Source organism: Diaphorobacter sp. B2A2W2, from assembly GCF_056730635.1.
On sequence record NZ_JBWZOR010000001.1, the window covers coordinates 505,017 to 528,059 of the forward strand.

The window sequence follows — 23,043 nt, forward strand, 5'->3', positions numbered from 1 at the left end:
CGGTTCTTGCTAAACGTCCTCCATGCCTTCCACCCCCCCCTGCCCCCCCGCCACTGCACCGGATCTTGCGCAGCTGCATGCGCTGCGCGACGCCTACCGCCAGGACAAGGCCGCCCTGCTGGCGACCCTGCGCGCGCCCGGAGCGTCCACGCGCGGCGTGCGCAGCCTGCTGCATCGCCTCTCGTCGCTGACCGACGGCCTGCTGTGCCGGCTGTGGGACCGCGCGCAGTTGCCTGAAGGCATGGCGCTGGTCGCCGTGGGGGGCTACGGACGCGCACAGCTGTTCCCTTATTCCGACGTGGACGTGCTGCTGCTGCTGCCAGACGGCATGAGCGTGGCCGCGGGCCATGCAGGTGCGGCGCCCTGCACACCGATCGAGACCTTCATCGGCAGCTGCTGGGACGCGGGGCTGGAGGTTGGGTCCAGCGTGCGCAGCGTGGCCGAATGCCTGAGCGAGGCTGCCGCCGATGTGACGGTGCAGACATCGCTGCTGGAAGCGCGCCTGCTGTGCGGCAACGCCGCGCTGTTCGATGCGTTCCGCCAGCGCTACGACGCGCAGATGGACCCGCGCGCCTTTCTGGTCGCCAAGACGCTGGAGATGCGCCAGCGCCATACGAAGTACGAAAACACCCCCTACGCGCTGGAGCCCAACTGCAAGGAGTCGCCCGGCGGCCTGCGCGACCTGCAGCTCATCCAGTGGGTGGCGCGCGCCGCGGGCCTGGGGCGCAATTGGCGAGAACTGGCGGCCAGCGGCCTGGCCACACCGTTCGAGGTGCAGCAGATCGAGCGCAACGAGGCGCTGCTGTTCCTGATCCGCGCACGCCTGCATGCGCTGGCCGGCCGGCGCGAAGACCGCCTGGTGTTCGATCTGCAGACCGCCGTGGCCGAGACCTTCGGCTACCGCTCCACCGCACCGGACGGCCAGCGCCTGGCGATGCGTGCCAGCGAGACGCTGATGCGCCGCTACTACTGGGCCGCCAAGGCCGTGTCGCAGCTGTGCCAGATCCTGCTGCTGGGCATCGAGGAGCGACTGAACCCCTCCACGCATGAACTGCGTCCGATCAATCCGCGCTTCTTCGAGAAGGCCGGCATGATCGAAGTGGCCAGCGACGACCTGTACGAAAGAGAACCCCACGCCGTCCTGGAAACCTTCCTGCTCTACGAGACCACTGTAGGGCTCAAGGATTTGTCGGCACGCACACTGCGAGCGCTCTACAACGCGCGTGGCGTGATGGACAGTGAATTCCGGCGCGACCCCGCGAACCGCGCACTGTTCATGCAGATCCTGCAGCAGCCCGCAGGAATCACGCACGCCATGCGGCTCATGAACCAGACCTCCGTGCTGGGCCGCTACCTGTGGCCCTTCCGGCGCATCGTGGGGCAGATGCAGCACGACTTGTTCCATGTCTACACCGTGGACCAGCACATCCTGATGGTGCTGCGCAACGTGCGGCGCTTTTTCATGGCCGAGCACGCACATGAATACCCGTCGTGCTCGCAGCTCGCCGCAGGCTGGGACAAACCGTGGATTCTCTACATCGCTGCGCTGTTCCACGACATCGGCAAGGGGCGCGGCGGCGACCATTCACAGATCGGCGCGCAGGAAGTGCGGCGCTTTTGCCGCCAGCACGCGGCGCACGGCATCACGCGCGAGGACGCGCGGCTCATTGAATTCCTCGTGGCCGAACACCTCACCATGAGCCAGGTGGCGCAAAAGCAGGATCTGTCCGACCCCGACGTGATCGCCGCCTTCGCGCGCCGCGTGGGCAACGAGCGCTACCTCACCGCCCTGTACCTGCTCACCGTGGCCGACATCCGCGGCACCAGCCCCAAGGTGTGGAACGCCTGGAAGGGCAAGCTGCTGGAAGACCTGTACCACGCGACGCTGCGTACCCTGGGCGGGCGCGCACCCGACGCTGCCGCCGAGATCGAGGCGCGCAAACGCGAAGCGCTGGTGCTGCTGGCATTGGCCTCCCAGCCCCACGAGGCGCACAAGAAGCTGTGGGATACGCTGGACGTGAGCTATTTCATGCGCCACGAGGCGGCGGACATCGCCTGGCACACCCGCCACCTCTCGCGCCACGTGGGCGCCGGCAAGCCGGTGGTGCGCGCACGCCAGTCGCTGGCGGGTGAAGGCCTGCAGGTGCTGGTGTATGCGCCCGACCAAAGCGACCTGTTCATGCGCATCTGCGGCTACTTCGACCGTGCGGGCTTTTCCATCCTGGATGCGCGCGTGCACACCGCCAACAACGGCCATGCGCTGGACACCTTCCAGGTCGTTGCCTCCAGCCAGCCAGGCGCCTACCGCGAACTCATTCACATGGTCGAGAACGACCTGCTGCGCGCCATCGAAGACCCGCGGCCCCTGCCCGAGCCTACGCGCAAGCGCGTGTCGCGTCGCGTCAAGAGCTTCCCCATCGCGCCGCGCGTCACGCTGCGCCCTGACGAAAAGGCCCAGCGCTGGCTCATCAGCATTTCCGCCAGCGACCGTGCCGGCCTGCTGTACCTGGTGGCGCGTGTACTCTCGCGCCACGGCCTCAGCGTGCAGTTGGCCAAGGTGAGCACGCTGGGCGAACGGGTGGAGGACGTGTTCCTGGTGCAGGGCCCGGAGATGCAGAACAACGCGCGACAGATCCAGATCGAGACCGAGCTACTGCAGGCGCTGGCCGATCAATGACTATGATTTCGATAGCTGCTTGCGCTTTCCACAAGGGCGCTACAGCCTGATTGAGCGCTTAATCGTCTTCTACCGCACCAATCTCCGGAAACAACACCTCCGTGTAACCGAACTGCGTGAAATCACGCACGCGCATTGGGTAGAGCTTGCCGATCAGGTGGTCGCACTCGTGCTGCACTACCCGCGCGTGGAAACCTTCCGCCACACGGTCGATGGGCGTGCCCAGCAGATCGACGCCGCGGTAGTGGATGCGCGCAAAGCGCGGCACCTTGCCGCGCAGGCCCGGCACGGACAGGCAGCCCTCCCAGTCGTCCTCCTCGTCGGCGCCCAGCGGCGTGATCACGGGATTGATGAGCACCGTGGGCGGCACGATGGGGCGGTCGGGGTAGCGCGGGTTGCGCTCGCCGGAGCCGAAGATCACCACCTGCCAATCCTCCCCGATCTGCGGCGCCGCCAGGCCCGCGCCGTTCACGGCCTGCATCGTCTCGCGCATGTCGTTCACCAGTTGGTGCAGCGCGGGCGTATCGAATGCGGTAACGGGTTGGGCCACCCGCAACAGTCGCGGGTCGCCCATCTTCAGGATGGTGCGGATGGTCATGGTGGGTCTGCGGGCTGCAGCCGCCAAGCGCGGGGCATGGCGAAAGGCATGGCGGCGTCCCTGCCTTGGAGCATAACGCCCGGCAACACCTGCACAATGGCAGGCATGTCCCCGCCGTCCGAGCCACTGCCGCCCGTCCCTGAGCAAGCGCCCCTGCCAGCGCTGGCGCGCTGGCTCTTGCTGGTGTTTGCCGCACTCTGCCTGGCGCTGGGGGTGATCGGCATCGTCGTGCCGGGCCTGCCCAGCACGGTGTTCATCCTCATGGCGGGCTGGGCGGCCGCGCGCAGTTCGCCGCGCCTGTACCGCTGGCTGTGGTTCCACCCGCTGTTCGGCTCCATGCTGCGCAACTGGGCCAACGGCGGGCGCGTGAGCCGCCATGCGAAGTGGAGCGCCACCTTCCTGATGGCCCTGTGCGCGCTGGTGCTGTGGGTGGTGCATATCCCGCGCTGGGCGTCCATCAGCGCGGTGGTCAGCATGGCCTGCGTACTGGTGTGGCTGTGGCTTCGCCCTGAGCCGCAGCGCTGACATTGCCCTTCGCATCCCTTGCACAGCACAACGTCAAGGCGGCACTTTTTTATGTATATAATCTAAGTCTTGTTCCTCGATAGCTCAGTCGGTAGAGCGACGGACTGTTAATCCGCAGGTCCCTGGTTCGAGCCCAGGTCGAGGAGCCAAATTCCAAGCCTTGCAATTGCACAAGGCCTGCCAAAAACAAACACCGATCATTCCTCAATAGCTCAGTCGGTAGAGCGCCGGACTGTTAATCCGTAGGTCCCTGGTTCGAGCCCAGGTTGAGGAGCCATTCAAGGCCATTCCAGCATCTGTTGGGATGGCCTTTTTGCTGGGCGCTGACCTTGCGCTAGGGCAAAAAAACCCGCCGACCAGCGGCGGGCCCAGTCACGCACCCGTGGTTGGCGGGGCGCTTACATGTGGTCGATCATCACCTGCCCGAAGCCCGAGCAGCTCACCTGCGTGGCCCCGTCCATGAGGCGCGCAAAGTCATAGGTCACCTTCTTGCTCTGGATGGCCTTTTCCATGGAACTGATGATCAGGTCGGCCGCCTCGGTCCAGCCCATGTGGCGCAACATCATCTCGGCCGAGAGGATCTCGGAGCCCGGGTTGACATAGTCCTTTCCCGCGTACTTGGGGGCCGTGCCATGGGTGGCCTCGAACATCGCCACGCTGTCGGACAGGTTGGCACCCGGGGCAATGCCGATGCCGCCCACCTGCGCCGCCAATGCGTCGGAGATGTAGTCGCCATTCAGGTTCAGCGTGGCGATCACGCTGTACTCGGCCGGGCGCAGCAGGATCTGCTGCAGGAAGGCGTCGGCAATGCTGTCTTTGATGGTGATGTCCTTGCCGGTGCGGGGATTCTTGATGCGCATCCAGGGGCCGCCGTCGATCAGCTGCGCGCCAAATTCCTGGGCTGCCAGTTCATAGCCCCAGTCACGGAAGCCCCCTTCGGTGAACTTCATGATGTTGCCCTTGTGCACCAGGGTCACGCTGGGCCGGTCGTTGTCGATGGCGTACTGGATGGCCTTGCGCACCAGGCGCTGCGTGCCCTCGCGCGACACCGGCTTGACCCCGATGCCCGACGTCTCAGGAAAGCGGATCTTCTTGACGCCGAACTCCTCCTGCAAGAACTTGATGAGCTTCTTGGCCTTGTCCGACTCGGCCTCAAACTCGATGCCGGCATAGATGTCCTCGGAGTTCTCGCGGAAGATGACCATGTTGGTCTTCTCGGGCTCACGCACCGGCGAAGGCACGCCCTTGAAGTAGCGCACCGGGCGCAGGCAGACGTACAGGTCCAGCTCCTGGCGCAGCGCCACGTTCAGCGAACGGATGCCGCCGCCCACGGGCGTGGTGAGCGGCCCCTTGATGGAAACCACGTAGTCGCGCACAGCGTGCAACGTCTCCTCGGGCAGCCACACGTCGGGGCCATAGACCTTGGTGGACTTCTCGCCGGCATACACCTCCATCCAGTGGATCTTGCGCTGCCCGCCATAAGACTTTGCCACAGCCGCATCCACCACCTTGAGCATCACGGGCGTGATGTCCATGCCCGTGCCATCGCCCTCGATGAACGGGATGATGGGCTGGTGGGGCACGTTCAGCGACATGTCGGCGTTGACGGTGATCTTCTGGCCCTGGGGCGGAATCTGGATGTGCTGGTAGCTGGTCATGAAGCGGGTCTCCTGTAGGTGCGTGCGCAAGGCGGCGGGCTGCTCGCGCAGGAACGGGGCCCAAAGATTCTAGGGCAAGGCTGCAGGGTGGCCCGCCCCGCAGCGCATGTCGGCCCGGCATGATGACCTGCGAAGGGGCGCTGTCAACGCGCGCTCCGGGAAGCCGTTGAGACAGGGCGTGCAACAGGCTCCGCGGCCGACGCACGCATCCGTGCCATGCGGCCTGGCCGCCTGGCGTATACCGGTATACCGACCCTTCCAAGGAATTGGCACATATGAAAAAACTCCTCGCTATCCTGGCCGGCGGTCTGCTCGCAACGGGGGCCTTCGCGCAAGCGGCCCCTGCCACGCCCGCAGTTCCCGCCACCCCGGCCGTTGTGGCCGCCCCCGACACGGCCGCCCCTGCGGCCGCCGCACCGGCTCCGGCCGCCGCCACCAAACCCGCCAAGCTGCGCAATCACCACGCCAAGGCGCCCGCCAAGCACAAGAGCGCCAAGGTCGCCAAGAAGACCGCCAAGCGAAGCAAGACGGCCGCCTGATCGCCACGGCCACTGCTGAACAGCCCGCTTCGGCGGGCTTTTTGTTGCCTGCTAGGCTCGGGGTTCCGCATTGCCCCTGCCAACCCATGTCTTCCATGCCCATGTTTTCGCTCACCGCACCTGCCATGCCCATCGCGCGATTGCTGCGCAGCTTTCTGTCTCCCCTGCTGCCATACGGCGTGGCCTTAGGCCTGTGCGCAGCCGCGGCGGCGCAGGGTGTTCCGCAAATGAACCTGCCGCGCGTGGAGTTACAGGCCGGCATGCACCGCATCGACGCCCAGGTCGCCACCGCGCCGCAGGAGCGCCAAGTCGGCCTGATGCACCGCCGCGACATGCCCATGCACGAGGGCATGCTGTTCGTCTTCGAGCAGCCGGCCACGCAATGCTTCTGGATGCGCAATACGCTGCTGCCGCTCACCGCGGCCTTCGTGGCCGACGACGGCACCATCGTGAACCTGGTGGACATGCAGCCGCTGTCCGAAGAATCGCACTGCTCCAAGCGGCCGGTGCGCTTCGTGCTGGAGATGAACCAGGGCTGGTTCGCCAAGCGCGGGCTGAAGGCGGGCAGCAGGCTCAGCGGAAGACCGTTTGCGCAGCGGTAGCGCGCTATTTATTCAGGAGCTGGCAGCGCTTTCCCCGCAAGGATTTCATGAAATATTTACCTTGAAACCATTGCGTATCAAGCGCGAAGAGCTTCATTTTTCATAGCATCCCTGTCCGCGATTGCGAGGGTCCACCCCACCCAAAGGCCGTGCAAAAAGAAACCGGCCTCCCCTTGCGGGAAGGCCGGTGACGGCCAGGTGCCAACGGCCGGGATGACGCCCGGCCGGTGCTCCGTCAGGCGAGCGCTGCGATGGCCGCGTTGAACGTGGCGCTGGGGCGCATCACGGCGTCCAGCTTGGACAGATCGGGCAGGTAGTAGCCACCGATGTCGGCGGGCTTGCCCTGAACCACGCGCAGTTCCTCGACGATCTTGGCCTCGTTATCGGCCAGGGTCTTGGCCAACGGAGCGAACTTGGCGGCCAGCGCGGCGTCCTCGGACTGCGCGGCCAGGGCCTGGGCCCAGTACAGCGACAGATAGAACTGGCTGCCGCGGTTGTCGATCTCGCCCACCTTGCGCGAGGGCGACTTGTTCTCGTCCAGCAGCTTGCCGGTGGCCTGGTCCAGCGTCTTGGCCAGCAGCTTGGCGCGGGGGTTGTTTTCCTTCAGGCCCAGGTCTTCCAGCGACACGGCCAGCGCCAGGAATTCCCCCAGCGAGTCCCAGCGCAGGTAGTTCTCTTCGACCAGCTGCTGCACGTGCTTGGGAGCGGAGCCGCCCGCGCCCGTCTCGTACATGCCGCCGCCGGCCATCAGGGGCACGATGGACAGCATCTTGGCGGAGGTGCCCAGTTCCATGATCGGGAACAGGTCGGTCAGGTAGTCGCGCAGGATGTTGCCGGTCACCGAGATGGTGTCCAGGCCACGCGCCACGCGCTCCAGCGTGAAGCGCATTGCACGCACCTGGCTCATGATCTGGATGTTCAGGCCGGTAGTGTCGTGGTCCTTCAGGTACTTCTCGACCTTCTTGATCAGCTCGTTCTCGTGCGGGCGATAGGGGTCCAGCCAGAACACGGCGGGCATGCCGGAGTTGCGCGCGCGGGTTACGGCCAGCTTCACCCAGTCGCGGATCGGAGCGTCCTTGACCTGGCACATACGCCAGATGTCGCCGGTTTCCACGTTCTGCGACAGCAGCACTTCACCCGTGGCGATGTCCACGATGTTGGCCACGCCGTCTTCGGCGATCTCGAAGGTCTTGTCGTGCGAGCCGTATTCCTCGGCCTTCTGCGCCATCAGGCCCACGTTGGGCACGGTGCCCATGGTGCGGGGGTCGAAGTTGCCGTGCCACTTGCAGAAGTTGATCATCTCCTGGTAGATACGGGCGAAGGTCGACTCGGGCATCACGGCCTTGCAGTCGTAAGGCTTGCCGTCGGCGCCCCACATCTTGCCGCCCTGGCGGATCATGGCGGGCATGGAGGCGTCCACGATGATGTCGTTGGGCGAGTGGAAGTTGGTGATGCCCTTGGCGGAGTCCACCATGGCCAGCGCCGGACGGTGCTCCTGGCAGGCGTGCAGGTCGCGGATGATCTCTTCACGCTTGGAAGCCGGCAGCGTCTCGATCTTCTCGTACAACGTGGCCATGCCGTTGTTGACGTTGATGCCCAGCTCGTCAAACAGCGCGCCGTGCTTCTCGAAGGCTTCCTTGTAGTAGATCTTCACGCAGTGACCGAACACGATCGGGTGCGAGACCTTCATCATCGTGGCCTTCACGTGCAGCGAGAACAGGATGCCGGCTTCCTTGCAGTCGGCCAGTTCCTTCTCGTAGAAGGCGCACAGGGCCTTCTTGCTCATGAACATGGAATCGATGATCTCGCCGTCCTTGAGCGCGACCTTTTCCTTCAGCACCACGGTCTTGCCGGACTTCGTCTCCAGCACCATCTTTACGTCGCGGGCCTTGTCCAGGGTCATCGACTTTTCGCCGTGGTAGAAGTCGCCCTCGTGCATGTGGGACACATGCGTCTGGGACCACTGCTTCCACTCGCCCATGGAGTGCGGGTGCTTCTTGGCGTAGTTCTTCACCGCGGCAGGCGCGCGGCGGTCGGAGTTGCCCTCGCGCAGCACCGGGTTCACGGACGAGCCCAGGCATTTGCCATAGCGGGCCTTGATGGCCTTTTCCTCTTCGGTGGTGGGGTTCTCGGGGTAGTCGGGCAGGTTGTAGCCCTTGCCTTGCAGTTCCTTGATGGCGGCGATCAACTGCGCCACGGACGCGCTGATGTTGGGCAGCTTGATGATGTTGACGTCGGGCTCGAGCGTCTTCTTGCCCAGTTCAGCCAGCGTATTGGGTACGCGCTGCTCGGGCGTCAAGAAGTCGGGGAACTCACCCAGGACGCGCGCCGCCACGGAGATGTCGCTCTCGGCCACTTCGATACCGGCCACCGACGCGAAGCTGCGCACGATGGGCAGGAAGGAGGCCGTGGCCAGGCGGGGAGCCTCGTCGGTCAGGGTATAGATGATGGTGGGTTTCTGGGTGCTCATCTCGTCTCTCAGGTAAACAAAACAGAGGTCTTGCGCCGCCGATCCGCGGCCTCGCGCGCAGTCATCCGATGTGACAGCCCGGATTGTGCGCGAGTCGTTGCGCGGAAATCGTGTAATTTGCAATCGAATATCGCATTGCAAAAAATTGACAGAGGAACTGGCACTTTTTTTTGCAAGTCTTCTACAAGACTGTCGTCCCGCTGCCAAATTACCCAGTGAGGCCGTACCCAGTGAGGCCGTACCCAGTGAGGCCGTACCCAGTGAGGCCGTACCCAGTGAGGCCGCCACCCGGCCCGTCAAGCCAGACAAAAAAACGGCCCGCAGATTCCTCTGCGGGCCGTTTGTCTTTGGGTCGCTCAACGCCGCAGGGCGCGGCGTGCGCTTTCGGCTCAGGCGAAGTTGGCTTCGGCGAACTTCCAGTTCACCAGCTTGTCCAGGAAGGTCTCGACGAACTTGGGACGCAGGTTGCGGTAGTCGATGTAATAGGCGTGTTCCCACACGTCCACCGTCAGCAGCGCCTTGTCGGCCGTGGTCAGCGGCGTGCCGGCGGCGCCGGTGTTCACGATGTCCACCGTACCGTCAGCCTTCTTGACCAGCCAGGTCCAGCCGGAGCCGAAGTTGCCCACGGCGCTCTTCACGAACGCTTCCTTGAACGCGGCGTAGCTGCCCCACTTGGCATGAATCGCCTGGGCCAGCGCGCCGCCGGGCTCGCCACCGCCGTTGGGGGCCATGCAGTTCCAGAAGAAGGTGTGGTTCCAGATCTGCGCGGCGTTGTTGTAGATACCGCCGGACGACTTCTTGACGATCTCCTCCAGCGTCATGTTCTCGAACTCGGTGCCCTTTTGCAGGTTGTTCAGGTTCACCACGTAGGCGTTGTGGTGCTTGCCGTGGTGGTATTCCAGCGTTTCCTGGCTGTAGTGCGGGGCCAGGGCATCAATCGCGTAAGGCAGCGGAGGCAGGGTATGTTCCATGGTCAAGTCCTTCGTGGGTTGGGATGAGGGAGATCGCGGCCACCAGGGCGCGGCGAAGCAACGGGCATTGTAGGAAAGTAATAGCACTCGCCGCTGTAGGCGGGCGGCGACTCCTGACCTCTGGTACGGGATTGACCCGCGCCGTGTTCACAGCAATCGGCGCTGCGATACCGTCAGGTCCAGTTCACCCTCGGCCAACTGGGCATGCACGGCGTCGCCCAGGCGCACCTGGGCGGGGCGCGTCACGGGTTGCCCCTGCGCATCGGTCAGCAAGGCATAGCCGCGCTGCAGCACCAGGCGCGGATCCAGCAGTTGCAGACGCAGCGCCGCGCGCTCCAGGCGCTCTCTGCGCTGCACCAGGCTGCGCTGCACGATTCGAGGGAAATGACCCTGCAGCGCTTGCCCCGCCTGTGCAAGCCGCTGCGTTTTCAATAGCAATCCGTGGCGCAGGCGCTGTTCCAGGCCGCTCAGCCGCAATTGCTGCCGGCCCACGAGACCCGAGGGCCGGCCCAGCCGCTGGGCCGCCTGGTCCAGCCGTTGGTGCCGCAGGTCCACCTGGCGCTGTACGCCGTCGGCCAGCCGTTGCGCCAGCAGGTCGAGTGCCCCCAGCCACACGGCACGCGGCTGTGCCACCAACTCGGCGGCGGCCGTGGGCGTGGGCGCACGCAGGTCGGCGCAGAAGTCGGCGATGGTGAAGTCGGTCTCATGCCCCACACCGCTGACCAGTGGCACCGGGCTCTGCACGATGGCGCGGGCCACCCGCTCGTCATTGAACGCCCACAGGTCTTCGATGGAGCCACCGCCGCGCACCAGCAGGATCACATCGATGGCTGGCGGCGCCCCGGCATTCATAGCCAAATCACCGCCCAGCGCCCGCCCCTCCTGCGCAAGCAGATACATTTTTGATAGCGCTTCGGCAATCGATGCCGGCGCCTGCGCCCCCTGCACCAGGGCCGGCACCAGCACCACGGGAATGTGCGGCACGCGCCGGCGCAGTGCCGTCACCACGTCATGCAGTGCTGCAGCGCCCGGCGACGTGACCACGCCGATGCCGCGCGGCATGGCCGGCAGCGCGCGCTTGCGCGCCGCGTCGAACAGGCCCTCGGCCTCCAGTTGCGCCTTGAGGCGCATGAACTGCTCGAACAGCGCCCCCTGCCCCGCGCGCTGCAGGCTGTCGACGATGAGCTGCAGGTCGCCGCGTGCCTCGTACACGCCCAGCCGGCCGCGCACTTCGACTAGTTCGCCGTCGCGCGGGGTGAAATCCAGCACGCCCGCCGCACGGCGGAACATGGCGCAACGGATCTGACCATTTCCATCCTTCAGCGTGAAGTAGCAGTGCCCGCTGGACGCGCGCGAGAAGCCCGTGATCTCCCCGCGCACCGCGACAGGATTGAACCGCGCCTCCAGCGCATCAGCAATGGCGCGGCATAACGCGCCAACCTCCCAGATTCGCGGCGCCACGCCTGTATCTGCACGCTCAAACACAGGCCGCTCCACGCTTGTACGCGCACCGGGCCGGTGCACTAGTCCACAGATCCGGGCATCCGGCGCCACGGCGGAAGGCCATGCGCCAACCCGGCCCCATACCACAAGAGTACGTGCAACCCATTGATTTCAAAGGTTTTTTTGATGCGCAGTTTTTCATCAAACTAAGCAAACCACGTAACGGCGCCGCTTCGCGACGGGTATGCACGTGGTTTCCCACAAAGTTATCCACAGAAAATGTGAGTCTCCCCGGCGACTCTACGTGCCCCGGCCCTGTGCTCCGAACAGGGGTGGCGTAAAGCAGACGATGCGCCCAAAGGCCGGGTTGGAAGGTGCGCCATAATCCCCGCTGCTTTTTACGTGAGCGGAGTGAGAATTGCTGTCGATCATACAAGCCGCGGGCTGGCCGATCTGGCCCCTGATTGCCTGTTCCATCCTGGCGCTGGCGCTGGTTTTTGAGCGCTTCGTCGCACTGAAAACCGCCCGTGTGGCCCCCCCGAAGCTGCTGGACGAGGCCATCTCGGTCTCCTCCAAGTCCATTCCCTCGCCCGACGTGGTGAACCAGCTGGCGCAGAACTCGGCCCTGGGCGAAGTGCTGGCCAGCGGCCTGCGCACGCTCAACAGCAACCCGCAGAGCACCGAGGCCGACGTGCGCGCCGCCATGGAGGGCGCGGGCCGCGCCGTCGCCCACCGGCTGGAGAAGTACCTCAACGCCCTGGCCACCATCGCCTCGGCCGCACCCCTGCTGGGTCTGCTGGGCACGGTGATCGGCATGATCGAGATCTTCGGCTCCCAGGCCGGCACGGGCGCCGTGGGCGCGACGGGCGGCGGCAACCCCGCGCAACTGGCGCATGGCATCTCCATTGCGCTGTACAACACCGCCTTCGGCCTGATCGTGGCCATCCCGGCGCTGATCTTCTGGCGCTACTTCCGCAGCCGCGTGGACGCCTACCTGCTGACGCTGGAACTGGCGTCCGAACAATTCGTGCGGCACATCAACCGCCTGCGCAAGTGAGCGGCGCCAGCGCACAGAGGCACGTTTCGCCATGAACTTTCGCCCCCGCCAAAAGGAAGAGCCGGAGATCAACCTGATCCCCTTCATCGACGTGCTGTTGGTGATCCTCATCTTCCTGATGCTGACCACCACCTACAGCAAGTTCACCGAGCTGCAGCTCACCCTGCCCGTAGCGGACGCTCAGCAGTTGCGCGACCACCCCAAGGAAGTCATCGTGGCCGTGGCCGCCGACGGACGCTATGCCATCAACAAGACCACGCTGGAGGGCCGGCAGGTCGACCAGGTGGCGCGGGCGCTGGCCGATGCCGCCACTGCGGGGCCGAACAGCGTGGTCATCATCAGCGCCGACGCATCGGCCCCCCACCAGTCCGTGGTCACGGTGATGGAGGCCGCGCGCCGCGTGGGTCTGTCGCAGATCACCTTTGCCACCCAGTCGTCGGCCACGGCCGGCAAGTAAGCCTGCGCCGATGGCCGCGCCCGGCCGCCCGTCCCCCCTGGCCGAGCGGCTGCGCGGCGCCTGGCGGCACCGTGGCGCGCTGGCCCTGGCGCTGTGGCCGCTGTCGCTGCTGTACGGCGTGCTCACGGCGCTGCGCCGCGGGCTCTATCGCACGGGTCTGCTGCGCAGCGAGCGGCTGCCCGTGCCCGTCATCGTGGTCGGCAACGTGATCGCCGGCGGCGCCGGCAAAACGCCCGTGACCCTGGCCGTGGTGCGCCACCTGCAGGCCCGCGGTTGGCGGCCGGGTGTCATCTCGCGGGGATACGGCCGCGCCACCGCAGACTGCCGCGAAGTGCTGCCCGCCAGCAGCGCAGCCGAGGTGGGCGACGAGCCGCTGCTCATCGCCCGCGCCAGCGGCGCCCCGGTCTTCGTGGCGCGCAGGCGTGCCCAGGCCGGGCGCGCGCTGCTGGCCGCCCACCCCGCCACCAACATCCTGGTTTGCGACGACGGCCTGCAGCACCTGGCCCTGGCGCGCGACCTGGAAGTCTGCGTCTTCAACGACGAAGGCGCCGGCAACGGCTGGCTACTGCCCGCCGGCCCGCTGCGCGAGCCCTGGCCGCGCGCGGTGGACCTGGTGCTCCACGCCGGCTCCCCGCCCGATGGGGTCGCGCCGCAATTCGCACTGTCACGTGAACTCGCCGCCCATGCCGTGAATGCCAGCGGGCAGCAGCTGCCGCTGGAGCAATTGCAGGGCGAACCGTTGCACGCACTCGCGGCGATCGCCCGGCCGCACGACTTTTTTGCGATGCTGCACGCGAGGGGCCTCCAGCCCGAGAGCGAGGAAGCACTGCCCGATCACTATGATTTTTCTAGCTGGAAGCGCCCGCCGGATAAGCGCTTACGGCTGATTTGTACCGAAAAAGACGCCGTCAAGCTCTGGCCCGCGCACCCGGACGCGCTGGCCGTGCCGCTGGCCCTGCGGATCCCGCCGGCCTTCTTCGACGCGCTCGACGCCCGCCTGGCGTCGCTATCATCGTCCGGCCATTGAGGAACACCATGGATCCCAAACTGCTTGAACTGCTGGTCTGCCCCGTCACCAAGGGCCCGCTGACCTACGACCGCGAACGCCAAGAACTCATCTCGCGCAGCGCACGGCTGGCCTATCCCGTGCGCGACGGCATTCCCGTGCTGCTGGAAAACGAGGCCCGCCCCTTGAGCGACGAGGAGCTGGAACAGTGAGTCGCGCCGCACCGTTCACGGTGCTGATACCGGCGCGCCTGGCCTCCACCCGCCTGCCCAACAAGCCCCTGGCCGATATCGCCGGGCTGCCCATGGTGGTGCATGTGGCCCGCCGGGCCAGCCAGAGCGGCGCCCAGCGCTGCGTGGTCGCGGCGGACGACGCGCGCATCGTCCAGGCCTGCCAGGCGCACGGGGTGCAGGCTCTGCTGACGCGCGCCGACCACGCCAGCGGCAGCGATCGCCTGGCCGAGGCCTGCGAGCTGCTGGGCCTGGCGGGCGAAGACATTGTGGTGAACGTACAGGGTGATGAGCCCCTCATCGACCCACGGCTGATCGACGCCGTGGCCGCACTGCTGCATGCGCGCGGCGATGCCAGCATGGGCACCGCCGCGCACGCCATCGACAGCGCGGAGGACTTTGCGAACCCCAACGTGGTGAAGGTGGTGCTGGACGCGCAGGGCCTCGCGCACTACTTCAGCCGCGCCCCCATCCCCCACGCACGCGACCACGGGCCGGGCAGCCTCTGGTGGCAGCCGGGCCAGACGGGGGTGCCCGTGGGTTTCGCACCGCTACGGCACATCGGCATCTACAGCTACCGGGCAGGCTTTCTGCGCCGGTTTCCACAGCTGCCAGCGGCGCCGACCGAGCAACTGGAAGCGCTGGAGCAGCTGCGCGCCCTCTGGCACGGCCACCGCATCGCCGTGCACGTGACCGGCAGCGCACCCGGTGCGGGCGTGGACACGCCAGCCGACCTGGAGCGCGTGCGCACCCTCCTGGGCGGCTAGCGCGGCCGTCAGCTTGGCGCATGGCCCGCGTGCTATCCTTGTTCGCAACAAGAGCACCTGTCCCGCGCTGGCGCGCCGACGGCAAGCGTGCCCGCTGATTTCAAAACACTAGAGGACATCCATGAGACTGATTCTGCTCGGCGCTCCCGGCGCCGGAAAGGGTACGCAGGCCGCGTTCATCTGCCAGAAATTCGGCATCCCCCAGATCTCCACCGGCGACATGCTGCGCGCCGCCGTCAAGGCCGGCACGCCCCTGGGCCTGCAAGCCAAGGCCGTCATGGATGCGGGCCAGCTCGTCAGCGACGACCTGATCATCAACCTGGTGAAGGAGCGCATCGCCGAGCCCGACTGCGCCCAGGGTTTCCTGTTCGACGGATTCCCACGCACCATCCCCCAGGCAGACGCCATGAAAGCCGCGGGCGTGAAGCTCGACTATGTGCTGGAGATCGACGTGCCGTTCGACGCCATCATCGAACGCATGAGCGGCCGCCGCTCCCACCCGGCTTCGGGCCGCACCTACCACGTGAAGTTCAACCCGCCCAAGGTCGAAGGCAAGGACGACGTGACGGGCGAGCCCCTGGTACAGCGCGAGGACGACAAGGAAGAAACCGTCAAGAAGCGCCTGCAGGTCTACAGCGACCAGACGCGTCCCCTGGTGGACTACTACTCCAGTTGGGCCAAGGCGGATCCCGTCAATGCGCCCAAGTACCGCGCCATCCAAGGCACCGGCAGCGTGGAGGAAATCACCCAGCGCGCCCTGACGGCACTGTCAAGCTGACGAACCCGCCGCCGGCGCCCGCCAACGCCCCGCAACGCGGGGCGTTGTGCTTTGTGTCCAGGCAAGCGCCTCGGCCCATGACGGTGCTTATGAATTAGCGGACTGCATCAGCTCCAGCAGCAGGCTGACCCGTGCTTTCACGGGGCTCAGCCCATCCGCATCGCGCCAGGGCGTGCCCGTCAGGTCCATCATCCGCCCCTGCGGGCAGCGCGAAGCCACGCGCACCTGCACCCCGGCCGCCACGGCACGCGCGAGCGCGGCCTCCAGCGCATGGTGCAGCGTGCCATTGCCGGTGGCGGCCACCACGATGCCGTGCACGCCCTTCTCCACCAGCCAGTCCACCAACGCGCCATCCACGCCGGCGTGGCTGAGGACGATTTCCACGCGTGGCCAGGCGGCACCTGGCGGGATCGGCACCAGCGCGCCATGCGCGGGCTGTTCCACCTGCGGCGCAAGGCCGCGGGCCCAGCGCACGCGCCCCGCTTCCATCCAGCCCTGAGGCCCAGCATCGCCGGAGTCGAACGCGTCCAGCCGCAGCGGGTGCACCTTGCTCACCTCGCGCGCCCCGTGCACCACGCCAGCGGCCGCCATCAGAACCCCCCGCGCTGAGGGGTCGGCCGCTAGAGTGACGGCATCCAGCAGGTTCTGCGGCCCGTCCGGCGCGAGCGCCGTGGCCGGACGCATGGCACAGGTCAGTACCACCGGCTTGGCGGTGGTATCGAGCAGGTTGTGCAGCAGCCAGGCGGTTTCCTCCAGCGTATCCGTGCCGTGGGTGATGACGACGCCGGCAACGGCCGGGTCGGCCAGGTGTGCGGCGCAACGATCGGCCAGGCGCGCCCACACGTCAAAGCCCATGTCCTTGCTGTCCAGTTGCACCACCTGTTCAGCCACCAGCGCGCCGCCCGCGGCCTGCACCAGCCCGGGCACCGCGGCCAGCAATTGCTCCACGCCGATCTGCCCGGCCGTGTAGCCCACGTTCGCACCTTGCACCGCGGAAGAGCCCGCAATCGTGCCGCCGGTGCCCATAACGACGATTTTTCTTGCAGCTGCCACTTGCATCCCTCCAAAAACTGTTCAAAAATACAGATACTGGATTAAAAAACAGTAACCCACTCAACCACCGACCGCATTGGATCGCACCATGCTCGACAGTCCCAAGCTCACCGCCCGCCAGCAGCAGATCCTGGACCTGATCCAGACCGCCATCGCGCGCACCGGCGCCCCGCCTACCCGCGCCGAGATCGCGGCAGAGTTGGGTTTCAAGTCCGCCAACGCGGCCGAAGAGCACCTGCAGGCGCTGGCCCGCAAGGGCGTGATCGAACTGGTCAGCGGCACCTCGCGCGGCATCCGCCTGCGCGGCGAAACCGTGCGCAACATCAATGCGGCGCGCGGCGCCCAGTTCAACTTGCCGATACCCGGCCTGTCCCAGCTCACGCTGCCGCTGGTGGGCCGCGTGGCGGCCGGCTCGCCCATTCTCGCCCAGGAGCATGTGGACCAGACCTATACGGTGGAAGGCAGCCTGTTTGCGCACAAGCCCGACTACCTGCTCAAGGTGCGCGGCATGTCCATGCGCGACGCGGGCATCATGGACGGCGACCTGCTTGCCGTACAGGCAACGCGCGAGGCGCGCAACGGGCAAATCATCGTGGCGCGCCTGGGCGATGACGTCACGGTCAAGCGCCTGCGCCGCACAGGCAGCGCCATCGAACTACTGCCCGAGAACCCCGACTACCCGGTGATCCGCGTCGAGCCGGGCGAACCTTTCGAGATCGAAGGGCTGGCCGTGGGCCTGATACGCAACACCATGCTCATGTAGTCCGTTGAATGCAGCGCCGCCGCAGGTGGCGGGCGTTTGGCAGGCGGTAGCCCGGGCATGCCCCGTGGCTGCGGCATGCCAACCCTGCGGATGCGCGCTTGACGTCCTTGGCAATCCTGCCTGTGTTCCACCTTCATGCCCTGGCATGCCGGAGTCTTCACATGGGATTTGCCCTCTTTGCCTTTGCCTCCCTTTCCCGCCCCTTGCGCCGCCTGCGCCGATGGGGACTGGCCGCACGCCATATGTCGCGCGGCGCGGCACCCTCTGCCTGCACCACGCACGGACGCGTTGATGCACTCCAGGGAGCGACGCCCAACGCCGGCCCTCCCGATAGCCCCGCCGTGGCGGGCATGGCGCCAGAAAACCCGGCCCGCCACCGCGCCTTTGCCATGCCTGCCGCGGATGCGGCCATACAGCACACAGGTCTGCGGCCTGCGATCTCTACCCGTTCGCTCCCCCTGCGCGTGATCCTGCGCCATGACACCGACGACGCCTGCAAGCTCGTGATTTCCGGCCGCATGGCCGATGTGTGCGCGGAACTGGAGCGCCTGGCCCTGCGCTGACCGCGGGGCACTGCTGCGACCACTTCTGACACTTTTCGAAGGCGTCGCGGCCGCAGCGCGTTCATCGCAGGTCCGTTTCTACAATGCACGGCACTTGCAACTGCCCGCCCCCAAGCACGCCATGACCCCCGAGTCCCGCCTGGACCGCTTGCTGCGGCAACTGCTGTGGGGCCGGCGCACGGCCGCGCTGGCAACGCTGCAAACCCTGCCCGGCGCGGAATCGGTGCCATCCATAACGCCAGCGGTGTCGTTCGTTCCGTATGCCATCGACTCCACGGCCCAGGTGCTGGTATTGCATGTCAGCGCCCTCGCCGCCCATACCCGCAACCTGCGGCAATCACCCGCGGTTTCTCTCCTGATCACGGCGCCCGAGGACGCGGCCCAGCCCGTGCATGCGCTGGAGCGCGTTGCCATCCAAGGGCAAGCCGTACTGCTTGCGCCCGAGGCAGCCGCCAGCGCGCGCGCCGCCTACCTGCGGCGCTTCCCTGAGGCAGCGCCCATGACGGCGCTGGGCGACTTCCAGTTCGTGCAGATCATCCCTTCGGTGGGCCGCCACGTGGCAGGGTTTGGCGCGGCGCGGGATTTATCTGCCGAGGAGCTGAAGGCGCTGCTCACGTCTTGACGCTGGGGCGATCAGCGCCGCCAGCTGTTGCATGGCAAGGCGCCGTTCCGCCCAGACGAGCGCTGGCGGCCGCAAGCCCGGTGCCCGAGAAGGCCACACCGGTCGCGGCCAGTGCCAGCTCGGTGACGGGTTGGCGGACGCTCGCCGTGCGCGCCAAAGCATGAACGGCCCCGCGGCGGCCGGTGGCGGCACACCTGTCCTGCAGGCTTGCCTCGCGCGCGAGCCGCTCTCAAGACACCAGTTGCGACCAGACCTTGTCCAGCCGCTTGCCGCTGACCGGATACGGCGTGCGCAACTCCTGCGCGAAGAAGCTCACGCGCAGTTCCTCCAGCATCCAGCGGTACTCTTGCATGCGGGCATCCACCTGGCCCTTGCGCTCGGCCACCAGGCGCCAATAGCGCTGCTCCAGCGGCTGCAGTTCCTTGAGCTTGGCGGCATCGCGTGCCGGGTCGGCGCGGTACTTGTCCAGGCGCGTGGCGATGGCCTTGAGGTAGCGCGCGTAGTGCTGCAGCTGCGCCCAGGGCGCGGCGGCGATGAACTGCTTGGGCATCAGGCGCTGCAGCTGCTGTGACGCGTCGGCCGTGGCCTCGGGAGCGTTCTTGGTGTCTTTGATCTTGCGCTGCGTGGCGGCGTATTCGATGAGGATGGCCGCCGCCATGCGCGCCACCTCGTTGGCGATCAGCGTGAGGCGCCCGCGCCCATCCTGCACGCGCTGCTTGAACTGTGCCTCGTTGCTGGGCAGCGGCTCTTGCAGGAAGGCGCGGTCGATGGCCACGTCGATGATTTGTGCGCGCAGCTCCTCCTGCGTGCCCAGCGGCATGAAGGCCACGGCCATTTTCTGCAGATCGGGGATGTTCTTTTCCAGGTACTTGAGCGCGTCCTTGATCTGCAGCGCAAACAGCCGGCGCAGGCCCACGCGGTGGCGCGCGGCGGCGACTTCGGGTTCGTCGAACACCTCGATGCCCACCGCATCGCCATGGTCGATGAGCGCGGGGAAACCGATCAGCGTCTGGCTGCCCTTGGCGATCTCCATCAGCTCGGGCAGTTCGCCAAAGCTCCAATCCTCGTAGCGGGCATCGGCCTTGCGGGCCGGGGGCGCGCCGACAGGCGGTTCTTTTTTGATAGCTGCTGGCGCCCGGTTTTCCTTGGTTTCAGATGGTTTTCCACCGGAATCTGGCTTCTGGTGAGGGCCACCAGCTATCTTTAATGAAGCAAGCGCCTGGAACGCCCCACGTGCCTTGCTCCCCCACTCCGCCTTGAGCGCGCCCAGATTGCGTCCCTGGCCGAGCTGGCGGCCGTGCTCATCCGTCACGCGAAAGTTCATGAACAGGTGCGGGCTGAGCATGTCCAGCTTGAAGTCCGCGCGCTTCACGTCGAGCGAGGTCTCGTCGCGCACTTGCTTGAGCAGCGTGTCGATCAAGCTGCCCTGGGCCCAACGCTCTTCCTCGGTGAACAGCGACGCCAGCCGCGCAGCACTTTCCGGCAGAGGCACGAAACGGCTGCGCGGGCGCTGCGGCAGGCTCTTGAGCAGCGCCTGGATCTTGTCCTTGAGCATGCCGGGCACCAGCCATTCCGCACGCTCCTCGCTCACCTGGTTCAGCACGAACAGCGGCACCGTGACGGTGACCCCATCGCGCGCGTCACCGGGGCTGTGCAGGTAGCTGGCCGTGCAGTCCACGCCGCCCAGCTTCACCGTCTTGGGAAAGTTGTCGGTGGTGATGCCCGCGGCCTCATGGCGCATCAGCTCGTCGCGCTTGAGAAGCAGCAGGCCGGCGTTCTCCTTGCCGGCACTGCGGAACCACTTGTCGAACGTGGCGCCGCTGTACACGTCTTTGGGAATCTGCTGGTCGTAGAAGGCGAAGATGAGCTCGTCGTCCACCAGCACGTCCTGGCGGCGGCTCTTGTGCTCCAGCTCCTGCACCTTGCGCACCAGCTTGAGGTTGGCGCCCAGGAACGGCCAATGCGTCTCCCACTCGCCCTCGACCAGCGCCTGGCGAATGAACAGATTGCGCGCCTCGTACGGATCCACGCGGCCATAGCTCACGCGGCGGCCGTTGTAGACCACCAGGCCGTAGAGCGTGGCGCGCTCGAGCGCCACCACGTCGGCCTGTTTCTTGGACCAATGCGGGTCCAGCAACTGCTTCTTGAGCAGATGGCCGCCCACCTCTTCCAGCCATTGCGGTTCGATCGCCGCGATACCGCGGCCGTACAGGCGCGAGGTCTCGACCTGCTCGGCCGCGACGATCCAGCGGCCGGGCTTCTTGGACAGGTGCGCGCCCGGGTGCGGGTGGAACTTGATGCCGTGCGCGCCCAGGTAGGCCTCGCTCTCCTCGGCCTTGTAACCAATGTTGCCCAGCAGGCCCGACAGCATGGACAGGTGCACGGCCTCGTAGCCCGCGGGCTCGGTGTTCACCTGCCACTGGTGCTCCCGCACCACGGTGAGCAGCTGCGAATGGATGTCGCGCCACTCGCGCACGCGGCGGATGTTGATGTAGTTCTGGCGCAGCAACTGCTCCCACTGCCGGTTGCTGAGCTTGTGGGTGGCCTCCTCCGCATCGGCGGGGTGGAACTGTGCGAGGCGCTCCTCGCCTGCGGCTTCCGCTTGCGCGCCGCTGCTGCGCTGTGCGACGGGCAGGAAGGCCGTGTTGCGCGCTGGGGCCGCGGGGGCGGTCTGGGCCGCCATCTCCTTGCGCGTCTTGGCGACGATCTTGCCGCCGCGCGCATCCTGCAGCCACTTCCACAGGCGCAGGTAGCCGGTGAACTCGCTTTTCTCGTCATCGAACTTGGCATGCTGCTGGTCGGCCTGCTGCTGCGCCTCCAGCGGCCGGTCGCGCACGTCCTGCACGCTGAGGGCCGAGGCAATGACCAGCACCTCGGCCACGGCGCCGCGGGTGCGGGCCTCCAGGATCATGCGGCCCACGCGCGGGTCCAAGGGCAGGCGCGACAGTTCGCGGCCCATGGGCAGCAAATTGCCGCGCTCGTCCACGGCGCCCAACTCCTGCAGCAGTTGATAGCCGTCGGCGATCGCACGGCCCGAGGGCGCCTCGAGGAACGGGAAGTTCACCACGTCACCCAGGCCCAGCGACTTCATGCGCAGGATGACGCCCGCCAGGGACGAGCGCAGGATTTCGGGGTCGGTGAAGCGGTCGCGCTGGTGGAAGTCCGCCTCGTCGTACAGGCGGATGCAGATGCCGTTGGCCACGCGGCCGCAGCGCCCGGCGCGCTGGTTGGCCGCCGCCTGGCTGATGGGCTCCACCAGCAACTGCTCCACCTTGCTACGGAAGGAATAGCGCTTCACGCGCGCCGTACCTGCGTCAATGACGTAACGGATGCCCGGCACGGTGAGCGAGGTCTCGGCCACGTTGGTGGCCAGCACGATGCGCCGTCCGGTGTGGCCGTCGAAGATGCGGTCCTGCTCGGCCTGCGACAGGCGCGAGAACAGGGGGAGTACCTCGGCGTTCCGCAGCACTGGCGAGTGCTGCAGGTGCTTGCGCAGGTGGTCCGCCGCCTCGCGGATCTCGCGCTCGCCGGGCAGGAAGACGAGGATGTCTCCGCCCTTGCCGCCCGCCCACAACTCGTCCACGCCGTCGGCAATGGCATCGTTGAGGTCGAAGTCCTTCTTTTCTTCAAAGGGCTTGTAGCGCATCTCCACGGGATAGGTGCGCCCGGACACCATGATGACCGGCGCCGGACCGGCCTTGCCCTCGAAGTGCTTGGCGAAGCGCTCCGCGTCGATGGTGGCCGATGTCACGACCACCTTCAAATCGGGCCGCTGCGGCAGGATCTGCTTGAGGTAGCCCAGCAGGAAGTCGATATTCAGGCTGCGCTCGTGCGCCTCGTCGATGATGAGCGTGTCGTAGGCCTTGAGCAGCGGATCGGTCTGCGTCTCGGCCAGCAGGATGCCGTCGGTCATCAGCTTGACCGAAGCGCCCTTTTGCAGCGTGTCCTGAAAGCGCACCTTGTAACCCACCACCTCGCCCAAGGGGGTGTTCAACTCCTCGGCAATGCGCTTGGCCACGCTGCTGGCGGCAATGCGCCGCGGCTGGGTGTGGCCAATCAGGCGCCCGCGCGTGCCCTCGGGCGCATTGCACTTGCCGCGTCCCAGGGCCAGCGCTATTTTTGGCAACTGCGTGGTCTTGCCCGAGCCCGTCTCGCCGCAGACGATGATGACCTGGTGCTCGGCCATGGCCGCCATGATCTCGTCGCGGCGGCTGGAGACGGGGAGTTGCTCGGGAAAGGTGATCGTGAGGGGCATAGGGGCGGG

General features: G+C 66.6%; 20 protein-coding genes and 2 tRNA genes. 15 read left to right on the forward strand and 7 right to left on the reverse strand.

Going from position 1 to position 23,043, the window contains the following annotated elements; all coding sequences use genetic code 11:
• The first annotated feature begins 22 nt into the window (after window positions 1–22).
• Entirely contained in the window at window positions 23–2,677 is a 2,655-nt protein-coding gene (locus tag AC1PPL_RS02310; protein WP_479972521.1) for a [protein-PII] uridylyltransferase, read from the forward strand.
• 58 nt (window positions 2,678–2,735) lie between these two features.
• On the opposite strand, the gene def is transcribed toward AC1PPL_RS02310, so the two are convergent.
• On the reverse strand, window positions 2,736–3,275 hold the full coding sequence (gene def, locus AC1PPL_RS02315; RefSeq protein WP_479972522.1) for a peptide deformylase: 540 nt from the start codon (window positions 3,273–3,275) through the stop codon (window positions 2,736–2,738).
• Window positions 3,276–3,380: 105 nt separating this feature from the next.
• Between def and AC1PPL_RS02320 the strand changes: the two genes are divergently transcribed.
• From AC1PPL_RS02320 to AC1PPL_RS02330, 3 genes are all read left to right on the forward strand, one after another.
• Complete coding sequence (locus AC1PPL_RS02320; protein WP_479972523.1) at window positions 3,381–3,800, forward strand: YbaN family protein; 420 nt, start codon at window positions 3,381–3,383, stop codon at window positions 3,798–3,800.
• A gap of 73 nt (window positions 3,801–3,873) precedes the next feature.
• Window positions 3,874–3,949, forward strand: a tRNA-Asn gene (locus AC1PPL_RS02325).
• A gap of 52 nt (window positions 3,950–4,001) precedes the next feature.
• Window positions 4,002–4,077, forward strand: a tRNA-Asn gene (locus AC1PPL_RS02330).
• 121 nt (window positions 4,078–4,198) lie between these two features.
• Here AC1PPL_RS02330 and icd read toward each other — a convergent pair.
• A complete protein-coding gene (icd, locus tag AC1PPL_RS02335) occupies window positions 4,199–5,458 on the reverse strand; it encodes an NADP-dependent isocitrate dehydrogenase (RefSeq protein WP_011805504.1) in 1,260 nt (419 codons plus the stop codon).
• A gap of 275 nt (window positions 5,459–5,733) precedes the next feature.
• On the opposite strand from icd, the gene AC1PPL_RS02340 reads away from it, so the two are divergent.
• Complete coding sequence (locus tag AC1PPL_RS02340) at window positions 5,734–5,997, forward strand: hypothetical protein (RefSeq protein ID WP_287965328.1); 264 nt, start codon at window positions 5,734–5,736, stop codon at window positions 5,995–5,997.
• Between the two features lie 95 nt (window positions 5,998–6,092).
• The gene (locus AC1PPL_RS02345) at window positions 6,093–6,599 is read left to right on the forward strand and encodes a DUF192 domain-containing protein (RefSeq protein ID WP_479972597.1); all 507 of its coding nucleotides are present in this window, start codon (window positions 6,093–6,095) and stop codon (window positions 6,597–6,599) included.
• A 235-nt stretch (window positions 6,600–6,834) separates the two neighbouring features.
• Here AC1PPL_RS02345 and AC1PPL_RS02350 read toward each other — a convergent pair whose 3' ends face one another.
• The 3 genes from AC1PPL_RS02350 to xseA form a co-directional block, all read right to left on the reverse strand.
• Window positions 6,835–9,069 carry an NADP-dependent isocitrate dehydrogenase gene (locus AC1PPL_RS02350; RefSeq protein ID WP_479972524.1) on the reverse strand — a complete coding sequence of 745 codons (2,235 nt, stop codon included), beginning with the start codon at window positions 9,067–9,069 and terminating at the stop codon, window positions 6,835–6,837.
• A 389-nt stretch (window positions 9,070–9,458) separates the two neighbouring features.
• Complete coding sequence (locus tag AC1PPL_RS02355; protein WP_231403412.1) at window positions 9,459–10,040, reverse strand: superoxide dismutase; 582 nt, start codon at window positions 10,038–10,040, stop codon at window positions 9,459–9,461.
• 147 nt (window positions 10,041–10,187) lie between these two features.
• Window positions 10,188–11,525 carry an exodeoxyribonuclease VII large subunit gene (gene xseA / locus AC1PPL_RS02360; RefSeq protein ID WP_479972525.1) on the reverse strand — a complete coding sequence of 446 codons (1,338 nt, stop codon included), beginning with the start codon at window positions 11,523–11,525 and terminating at the stop codon, window positions 10,188–10,190.
• 376 nt (window positions 11,526–11,901) lie between these two features.
• On the opposite strand from xseA, the gene AC1PPL_RS02365 reads away from it, so the two are divergent.
• The 6 genes from AC1PPL_RS02365 (at window position 11,902) to adk (ending at window position 15,778) form a co-directional block, all read left to right on the forward strand.
• Complete coding sequence (locus AC1PPL_RS02365; RefSeq protein ID WP_011805510.1) at window positions 11,902–12,540, forward strand: MotA/TolQ/ExbB proton channel family protein; 639 nt, start codon at window positions 11,902–11,904, stop codon at window positions 12,538–12,540.
• A 31-nt stretch (window positions 12,541–12,571) separates the two neighbouring features.
• On the forward strand, window positions 12,572–12,997 hold the full coding sequence (locus tag AC1PPL_RS02370; protein ID WP_011805511.1) for an ExbD/TolR family protein: 426 nt from the start codon (window positions 12,572–12,574) through the stop codon (window positions 12,995–12,997).
• Between the two features lie 10 nt (window positions 12,998–13,007).
• Window positions 13,008–14,024 carry a tetraacyldisaccharide 4'-kinase gene (lpxK, locus tag AC1PPL_RS02375; RefSeq protein WP_479972526.1) on the forward strand — a complete coding sequence of 339 codons (1,017 nt, stop codon included), beginning with the start codon at window positions 13,008–13,010 and terminating at the stop codon, window positions 14,022–14,024.
• A gap of 8 nt (window positions 14,025–14,032) precedes the next feature.
• Window positions 14,033–14,215: a Trm112 family protein gene (locus AC1PPL_RS02380; protein ID WP_011805513.1), complete on the forward strand. Its 183-nt coding sequence runs from the start codon at window positions 14,033–14,035 to the stop codon at window positions 14,213–14,215.
• Window positions 14,212–15,000 carry a 3-deoxy-manno-octulosonate cytidylyltransferase gene (gene kdsB, locus AC1PPL_RS02385; RefSeq protein ID WP_015913122.1) on the forward strand — a complete coding sequence of 263 codons (789 nt, stop codon included), beginning with the start codon at window positions 14,212–14,214 and terminating at the stop codon, window positions 14,998–15,000. The genes AC1PPL_RS02380 and kdsB overlap by 4 nt, the downstream gene beginning before the upstream one ends.
• 121 nt (window positions 15,001–15,121) lie before the next feature.
• Window positions 15,122–15,778: an adenylate kinase gene (gene adk / locus AC1PPL_RS02390; RefSeq protein ID WP_479972527.1), complete on the forward strand. Its 657-nt coding sequence runs from the start codon at window positions 15,122–15,124 to the stop codon at window positions 15,776–15,778.
• Between the two features lie 87 nt (window positions 15,779–15,865).
• Here the strand turns inward: adk and AC1PPL_RS02395 are convergent, their stop codons facing one another.
• On the reverse strand, window positions 15,866–16,837 hold the full coding sequence (locus AC1PPL_RS02395; protein WP_479972528.1) for an asparaginase: 972 nt from the start codon (window positions 16,835–16,837) through the stop codon (window positions 15,866–15,868).
• 82 nt (window positions 16,838–16,919) lie between these two features.
• Between AC1PPL_RS02395 and lexA the strand changes: the two genes are divergently transcribed.
• From lexA to AC1PPL_RS02410, 3 genes are all read left to right on the forward strand, one after another.
• Window positions 16,920–17,594 (forward strand): transcriptional repressor LexA, encoded by a 675-nt coding sequence (gene lexA, locus AC1PPL_RS02400; RefSeq protein WP_011805517.1) that lies wholly within the window; start codon window positions 16,920–16,922, stop codon window positions 17,592–17,594.
• Between the two features lie 161 nt (window positions 17,595–17,755).
• Complete coding sequence (locus AC1PPL_RS02405) at window positions 17,756–18,157, forward strand: hypothetical protein (protein WP_479972529.1); 402 nt, start codon at window positions 17,756–17,758, stop codon at window positions 18,155–18,157.
• Between the two features lie 121 nt (window positions 18,158–18,278).
• Entirely contained in the window at window positions 18,279–18,779 is a 501-nt protein-coding gene (locus AC1PPL_RS02410; RefSeq protein ID WP_479972598.1) for a pyridoxamine 5'-phosphate oxidase family protein, read from the forward strand.
• Between the two features lie 229 nt (window positions 18,780–19,008).
• On the opposite strand, the gene hrpA is transcribed toward AC1PPL_RS02410, so the two are convergent.
• Window positions 19,009–23,034, reverse strand: a complete 4,026-nt coding sequence (hrpA, locus tag AC1PPL_RS02415; RefSeq protein ID WP_479972530.1) for an ATP-dependent RNA helicase HrpA — start codon at window positions 23,032–23,034, stop codon at window positions 19,009–19,011.
• Window positions 23,035–23,043: the final 9 nt, after the last annotated feature.